The organism is Actinomadura sp. 7K534 (genome assembly GCF_004348575.1).
In the GTDB taxonomy this organism is placed as follows: Bacteria; Actinomycetota; Actinomycetes; order Streptosporangiales; family Streptosporangiaceae; genus Spirillospora; species Spirillospora livida.
Genome location: NZ_SMKB01000319.1, coordinates 1 through 7,017 on the forward strand (window position 1 = coordinate 1; position 7,017 = coordinate 7,017).

General features: G+C 77.2%; 7 protein-coding genes. 3 read left to right on the forward strand and 4 right to left on the reverse strand.

Translation table 11 applies throughout. From position 1 onward, the window contains the following. Positions 1–51: 51 nt before the first annotated feature. Entirely contained in the window at positions 52–519 is a 468-nt protein-coding gene (locus E1266_RS34110) for a DoxX family protein (RefSeq protein WP_132054214.1), read from the reverse strand. Positions 520–644: 125 nt separating this feature from the next. Further along, positions 645–1,787: an aminotransferase class V-fold PLP-dependent enzyme gene (locus E1266_RS34115; RefSeq protein WP_132054216.1), complete on the reverse strand. Its 1,143-nt coding sequence runs from the start codon at positions 1,785–1,787 to the stop codon at positions 645–647. An 84-nt stretch (positions 1,788–1,871) separates the two neighbouring features. Between E1266_RS34115 and E1266_RS34120 the strand changes: the two genes are divergently transcribed. Beyond that, complete coding sequence (locus E1266_RS34120) at positions 1,872–2,942, forward strand: LysR family transcriptional regulator (RefSeq protein WP_132054218.1); 1,071 nt, start codon at positions 1,872–1,874, stop codon at positions 2,940–2,942. Here E1266_RS34120 and E1266_RS34125 read toward each other — a convergent pair. Next, on the reverse strand, positions 2,835–3,629 hold the full coding sequence (locus E1266_RS34125) for an IclR family transcriptional regulator (RefSeq protein WP_243719242.1): 795 nt from the start codon (positions 3,627–3,629) through the stop codon (positions 2,835–2,837). The genes E1266_RS34120 and E1266_RS34125 overlap by 108 nt on opposite strands. A gap of 73 nt (positions 3,630–3,702) precedes the next feature. Between E1266_RS34125 and E1266_RS34130 the strand changes: the two genes are divergently transcribed. Beyond that, positions 3,703–5,139 carry a cytochrome P450 gene (locus E1266_RS34130; protein ID WP_243719244.1) on the forward strand — a complete coding sequence of 479 codons (1,437 nt, stop codon included), beginning with the start codon at positions 3,703–3,705 and terminating at the stop codon, positions 5,137–5,139. A gap of 25 nt (positions 5,140–5,164) precedes the next feature. Here E1266_RS34130 and E1266_RS34135 read toward each other — a convergent pair whose 3' ends face one another. Next, positions 5,165–6,151 (reverse strand): WYL domain-containing protein, encoded by a 987-nt coding sequence (locus tag E1266_RS34135; RefSeq protein ID WP_132054219.1) that lies wholly within the window; start codon positions 6,149–6,151, stop codon positions 5,165–5,167. Positions 6,152–6,293: 142 nt separating this feature from the next. Here E1266_RS34135 and E1266_RS34140 point away from each other — a divergent pair, with 142 nt between their 5' ends. Further along, positions 6,294–6,818: a pyridoxamine 5'-phosphate oxidase family protein gene (locus E1266_RS34140; protein WP_132054221.1), complete on the forward strand. Its 525-nt coding sequence runs from the start codon at positions 6,294–6,296 to the stop codon at positions 6,816–6,818. Positions 6,819–7,017 lie beyond the last annotated feature (199 nt).

Here is a 7,017-nt window from a genome sequence, read left to right on the forward strand (position 1 = left end):
GGCGTCCCCGGGACCGGCCGGTCCCGGGGACGCCCGCGTCGCTCTGGGGGGTCAGCGGCGCAGGGCTCCGCGCAGGGCGTGCAGCACCTGGCGGGACTCGGCGCGGCGGTCCAGGGCGACGGCGGCGAACACCGCGGCGAGCGCGGCGGGCATCAGCGCCCACGCCGGCTCCAGCACCAGGATCTGGGTGAGGGCGGCGCCGGCCATCAGGCCGATCAGCGCGATCCCGGCGAGCCCGGCCAGCCGCGGGACGACCAGTGCGATCGCGCCGGCGGCCTCGACGGTGCCGGTGACGTAGCGGAACCACTGGCCCCAGCCGATCAGGTCGAAGCTCTCGACCGCGTCGGCCTGCCCGGCGAACTTCGGCAGCGCCGAGGCGAAGAACAGGAACGCCGCCAGGAAGATCTGCAGGCCCCACAGCACCTTGCGCCGCGTGGTCATGCGGGGGTCGGCCCCGTTCGCGGCTCCGGCGGTGGCGGTGGTTGCGGCGGTCGTGGTGGGGGTGCGGGTCGCGGTCATGGCGGTGGTCCTTCCGTGCGGTGCGTCTCATCGGCCTTTCACTGACGCGTCGTGCGGCCGCCACGCGGATCGACATCTCCCCGGATTTTTCTTCGAAGTTTTTTCCGCGCTCGTGTCCGTGCAGGTCAGCGCGGGTGCGCGCCGATGATCGGGGCGAGGAGACCGGCCGCCTTGTCGACGTCGGCCTCGGTGGTGGTGAGGTGGAACGCGCAGCGCAGCCGTCCCGCCCGCACCGAGGCGGCCACGCCGCCGGCGCGCAGCGCCTCGGCGGTGCCGTCGGGGACGGGCACCGGCACGATCGCCGAGTCGCCGGGCGGCAGGCCCAGCGCGGCGCGGAAGCGGCGCGCCAGGCCGGTGTCGTGGTCGTGGATCGCGGGGACGCCGACGCGCACGAGCAGTTCCAGGGCGGGGGCGTGCCCGGTCCAGCACTGCCACGCCGGGGACAGGTCCAGGCGGCGCGCGTCCTTCGCCAGCCGCAGCGGCAGCCCGTAGACCGAGTCCCAGATGTCGGCGCCAGCGTACCAGCCGGCGCCGATCGGGGGCAGCGCGTCCAGGGCCTCGGGGGTGCCGGTGAGGAAGCAGGTGCCGCGCGGGCCGAGCAGCCACTTGTAGCCGCCGCACACCAGCCAGTCGACCTCGCGGGCGGGCAGCGGCAGCCATCCGGCGGCCTGGGTGGCGTCCAGCAGGATCCGGGCGCCGTGCGCGCGGGCGGCGGCGATCAGCGCGTCCATGGGGGCGATGCGGCCGTCGGCGGACTGCACCGCCGACACCGCGACCAGGTCGACGCCGCCGGCGGCGACGGCGTCGGGGATGCGCTCCAGCGGGACCTGCCGGACGGTGAGGCCGGGCCGCGCGGCGAACGGCCACAGCAGCGAGGTGAAGTCGCCCTCGGCGGTCAGGACGGCGGCCCCGTCGGGCAGCGACGCCGCGACCAGCCCGGTGAAGTACGACACCTGCGGCCCGCACGCGACGTGCTCGGGGCGGACGCCGAGCAGCCGCGCGAACGCGGCGCGGGAGCGGGTCACCGCCTCGTCCATCGTGGCGGCGGTCATCCGCCCGGCGGCGCGGTCCCGCTCGGCGGCGAGCATCGCCTCGTGCGCCGCGCGGGGCGGCAGGCCGTAGGAGGCGGTGTCGAGGTAGGCGACGCCCGCGCCGAACTCGCGGCGCGCGTCGTCGATGGACAGGGGTCCGTCCGAGGAGGTGTCGTCCGGGAAGGCGGTGTCCGGGAAAGTGGTGTCCGAGGGGTGCGGGCCGGTGGGAACGTTCATGCCTCGATAGTCGGGCACGCACCGCCCATAGGACAAAGTACGGTTTTCTGGGCGTCCCATCAGTGCGGTTGATACCTTGCGGGGATGCTGGACCTGCACCGCGGCCGGATCCTGCGGGAGGTGGCGCGGCTCGGCTCGATGACCGCGGCCGCCCGGTCCCTGGCCTACACCCAGCCCGCCATGTCGCACCACATCGCGCGGCTGGAGGCCGAGGCCGGCACGCCGCTGGTGGTGCGGCACGGCCGCGGCGTGCGGCTGACCGAGGCGGGGCGGATCCTGGTCGAGCACGTCGAGGACGTCCTGGCGCGGATGGCCGACGCCGAGGAGCGGATCGCCGCGGTCGCGGGGCTGCGGGCGGGGCGGGTGCGGGTCGCGGTGTTCCCGACCGCCGCCGGCGGGCTGCTGCCCGACGCGCTGGCGCGGCTGCGGGCCCGCGCGCCGGGGGTGTCGGTGCGGCTGGTGGACGCCGAGCCGGGCGAGGCGCTGGCGGCGCTGCGCGCCGGGGAGACCGACGTGGCGGTGGTGTTCCGCTACCCCTACATGCCGCCCGACACCGGGTCGCGGTTCCGGGAGATCGTGCTGGGCGAGGACCCGATCCGGCTGCTGGTCCCGGCGGGGCATCCGGTGGCGGACGCGCCGCGGCCGCGGCTGGCCGACCTGGCGGGCGAGACATGGGCGTCGGGCTGCGCGCGGTGCCGCGACCACCTGCGGTGGGTGTGCGAGCGGGCGGGGTTCACCCCCGACATCGCGTTCGCCACCGAGGACCATGTCGCGATCCAGCGGCTCGTCGCCCGCGGCCTGGCCGTCACGACACTGCCGGGGCTGGCGCTCGGCCTGCACGCCGAGCCGGGCGTGGCGCGTCCCGCCGTCCCGGTGGCCGGGCGGCGCCGCATCGCGGCGCTGGTCCCGGCGGGGCCGCGGCCGCCCGCGGTGGCGGCGCTGCTGGAGGAGCTGGCCGCCGTCGCCGCGGCCCGCCTGCCCGCGGAAGCGCCGGACGGGAACGAAACGGACGGGAACGAAACGGACGGGAACGGGGCGGGCGGGGCGCTAGGACAGGTGGCGGTGCAGGTCGGTGAGGCGCCCGGCGGCGGCCACGACGGCCTCGGCCAGGGCGGGCAGCCGGTCGTCGCCGAACCGGACCGCGGGGCCCTGTAGTGCGACGGCGGCGAAGACGCGCCCGCCGCCGTCGCGGACGGGCGCGGCGACCGCGCGGACGCCCGCCAGCCGCTCCTCGTCGTTGACCGCGTGGCCGCGGTCGCGGACGCGGGCCAGGTCGGCGTCCAGGGCCGCGCGGGTGGTGAGGGTGGCGGGGGTGTAGCGGTCGTAGGGCTCGGCGCCCGCGACGGGTTCGCCGCCGAACGCCAGCAGCGCCTTGCCCATCGCGCACGCGTGGACCGGGTTGCGGTCGCCGGGCGGCTGCACGTACCGCAGCGGATGCGCGGAGGGCAGGTGCAGCAGGACGGCGACCTCGTCGCCGGTGCGGATGCCGAGGCTGACGGCCTCGCCGGTCCCGTCGCGCAGGGCGGTCAGCTCCGGCTGCAGCAGGGTGGCGCCCATCCGCTCCAGCGCCAGCCGCCCGAGGATCGCGGTGGTGGGGCCGAGGAAGTACCGCTCGGTCGCGGGGTCCTGCCCGAGCATCCCGGTGGCGTGCAGGGCGTGGACGATGCGGTGCGCCGTGCTGACCGACAGCCCGACCCGGTGCGCGATCTCGGTGGGGGTCTGCCGGGCAGTGCCCTCGAACGAGCGCAGCACCGCCACGGAGCGGTCCACCGTCCGCGTGCCGGGCTTGGGGTCCCCTCCGGGCCGCGCGCTCACCGGCCCGCCGGCGTCGAAGTCGTTCACGCCCCCAATACTCCCACCGCCGCTCCGGCCGCGGCGCGGCGGGCGGCCCGCGGGAGCGTGCCATAGTGGGCGCGTGACTCCCCCATCCCCGGCAGGCAGGGCACGCGCGGCGGGCCCGCCGCGAACCGGACGCACGCGAACCGGACGGGCGCGGGGGGCGGTCCGCCCGCCGCTGGCGCTGACGGTCCGGCACGGCGTCGCGTTCTCCGCCGACCCGTGCGCGAGCCTGCTGCGGCTGCACGCCGAGGCGGGCCCGGTCGCGGCGGTCGGGCCGCGCCGCAAGCCGCTGGTGCACCTGTTCGGCCCGGACGCCAACGCGTTCGTGTTCGCCAACTCGGGCCTGTTCCGCTGGCGGGACGCGTTCGACCTGCTGGTGCCGGTGAACGGGGAGACCGCGCTGATCGTCAGCGACGGCGACGACCACCGGCGGCGGCGCCGCCTGGTGCAGCCGGCGTTCCACCACCGCCGCGTCGGCGCCTACGTGGAGCGGATGGCCGCCAACACCGACGCCGCCCTGCGGACGTGGCGGCCCGGCCGGACGCTGGACGCCTACGCCGAGCTGCGGTCGGTGATCCGGCGCAGCACGGTCGAGGTGCTGTTCGGCGACCGCCTCGCCGCCGACGCCGAGGTGATCGGGCGGCGGCTGCAGGTCGCGCTGGCCGCGGTCGACCGCAACTTCGTGCTGCAGATGATGCTGCGGCAGGTCCCCAACCCCTACATGCGGCGCGTCGCCGCGGCCCGCGCGCAGGTGGCGCGCCGCGTGGACGAGGAGGTCGAGCGCCGCCTCCGCGAGGACCCCGCCCAGGACGCCGCGCAGGACTCCGCGCAGGGCGGGGCGGCGCATGACGACGTGCTGGCGATGCTGATGGCGGCGCGGGACGAGGACGGCGGGGGCCTGACCCGGCAGGAGCTCCAGGACCAGGTCATCAGCCTCATCTCCGCCGGGTACGACACCACCAGCGCGGCGATGGCGTGGGCGGTGTACGTGCTGGCGACCCACCCGGAGGCCGAGGAGCGGGCGCGGCGGGAGGTGGCCGAGGTGGTCGGCGACCGGCTCCCGCGGGCCGGCGACCTGCCCGGGCTGACGTTCCTGGACGGGGTGGTGAACGAGACGCTGCGGCTGTTCCCGCCGGCGGTGCTCAGCGCCCGGGTGCCGGTGGAGGACTTCGAGTACGGCGGGCACCGGATCCCGGCGGGCGCGATGGTGCTGTACTCCCCCTACGTCACGCACCGGATGCCGGAGGTGTGGCCGCAGGCGGGGCGGTTCCGCCCCGAGCGGTGGGACCCGTCCTCGGACCTGCACCGCCCGGCCACGCCGGCGACGTACCTGCCGTTCGGCGGCGGCCCGCACCGCTGCATCGGCTCGACACTGGCGACGGTGGAGATCAAGACGATGCTGGCGTGCCTGCTGCGCCGCACCCGGCTGCGGCTGGTGTCGCCCGCGGTCACGCCGACCAGCGTGACGGCGATGCGTCCCCGCGGCGGCCTGCCCGTCCGGATCATCGGCTAACCGGGCCGGGGCATCGGCTAGCCCGTCAGGGTCGTCGGCCGGGCGGGCCGGGCTGCGGGCGGGCGGTGGCGCGGGCGAGGCGGCCGGCCATCGCGGTGAGGCGCTCGGCCAGCTCGGGCGGGCCCTGCACCTCGAAGTCCAGGTCGAGGTAGGCGATGCGCAGCGCCGTCCATTCCAGGGAGTCGGCGGTGGTGCGCAGGACGCAGGTGCGCTCGTCGACCGCCTCGACCTCCGTTCCGCTCACCCGGAACCGGTCGGCCAGCTCGGCGGCGGGCGCGTGCACCTTCAGCACCGCCCGGACCTGCTGCGCCCGCGCCCGCGAGCGGGCCACGAACGCGGCGGGGTCGGCGGCGGGCAGGTCGCGCGGCGGGACCCGCACGCCGGTCGGGTGCGGTCGGGTGATGCGGTCGACGCGGAAGGTGCGCCAGGCGTCCCGTCCGGTGTCGAAGGCGACCAGGTACCAGCGGCGCCCGGCCGGGACGAGCCCGTGCGGCTCGGCGGTGCGGGCGGACTCGGCGCCGTCCCCGCTCCGGTAGGTGAAGCGGAGCCGTTCGCGGTCGCGGCACGCGGCGGCCAGGACGGTGAGGGTCCGCGGATCGGCCCCCGGACCGGCCGGCGGCGTGTCCAGGGGGGTGGTGGCGGTGTGCAGGGCGGTGACGCGGCGCCGCAGCCGCGCGGGCAGGACCTGTTCGAGTTTGGCCAGCGCCCGCAGCGACGCCTCCCCGATGCCCTCGACCGCTCCGCCGGCGGCGGTGCGGAGCCCGACGGCGATCGCGACGGCCTCCTCGTCGTCGAGCAGCAGCGGCGGCATCGCCGCGCCCGCCGCCAGGCCGTAGCCGCCGGCGGCGCCGGGGGCGGCGTGCACGGGGTAGCCGAGGTCGCGCAGCCGCCCGATGTCGCGGCGGACGGTGCGGGCGCTGACCCCGAGCCGCTCGCACAGCTCGGGGCCGCTCCATTCGCGGCGGGCCTGCAGCAGCGACAGCAGCCGCAGCAGGCGTTCGGACGGCGGCATGCCCTCCAGTATGCGCGGCAACGCGGCCAGATCCTGACCGCATTCCCCCGGGGATCGGGTCCGGGGCGCCCTTGGCGGGCGATGATTCCGCGGGCTCGGCGGGGTCTCATCTGCGGACGCTCGATAGTCAGGAGGGACGACGATGACCGACCGTGAACCCGCGCAGACCCGCAACCTCGACATCTACGGCAACGGTGTCCTGACCTGGGACACCGCCCGTGCGGCGCTGCGGGAGGCGCTGCCGAAGCCGGAGACGCCGGTGTTCCTGGGGACGGTCCGCCCCGACGGCCGCCCGCACGCGGCGGGGGTGGGCGCGCTGTGGCACGACGGCGACCTGTACTTCACCAGCGGGCCCGGCACCCGCAAGTCCCGCGATCTGGCGGCGAACCCGGCGTGCACGCTGTCGGTGCGGGCGCCGGGGGTGGACCTGGTGCTGGAGGGCGAGGCGGTCCGCGTCACCGATCCCGCGGTGCTGGAGCCGGTCGCGGCCGGGTTCCGGGAGGGCGGCTGGCCGGCGCGGGTGGACGGCGGCGCGCTCACCGCCCCCTACAGCGCGCAGAGCGCGGGCCCGCCGCCGTGGCACCTGTACCGCTTGACGTTCCGGACCGCGGCGGGGGTGGCCACCGCCGAGCCGTTCGGCGCGTCGCGGTGGCGCTTCGACCCCTGACCGGCGCCCGGCGGGCGGCGCCTGCCCGGGTGCGGCTGATCGGGGACTCCGTCGGCTCGTAGACTCTGCGGTCATGAGCGATCGGCCGTCCCCCGCGTCCTACCTGTCGGAGCTGTTCTCGCTGGAGGGACGGGTCGCGGTCGTGACGGGCGGCAGCTCGGGGATCGGGCGGGCGGTCGCCGGGGCGCTGGGCCGGGCG

Excerpts from the sequence above, each read along its gene's own strand:
- E1266_RS34110 (WP_132054214.1), bottom strand. The coding sequence starts at position 519 with ATGACCGCGACCCGCACCCCCACCACGACCGCCGCAACCACCGCCACC.
- E1266_RS34115 (WP_132054216.1), bottom strand. The coding sequence starts at position 1,787 with ATGAACGTTCCCACCGGCCCGCACCCCTCGGACACCACTTTCCCGGAC.
- E1266_RS34120 (WP_132054218.1), top strand. The coding sequence starts at position 1,872 with ATGCTGGACCTGCACCGCGGCCGGATCCTGCGGGAGGTGGCGCGGCTC.
- E1266_RS34135 (WP_132054219.1), bottom strand. The coding sequence starts at position 6,151 with ATGCCGCCGTCCGAACGCCTGCTGCGGCTGCTGTCGCTGCTGCAGGCC.
- E1266_RS34140 (WP_132054221.1), top strand. The coding sequence starts at position 6,294 with ATGACCGACCGTGAACCCGCGCAGACCCGCAACCTCGACATCTACGGC.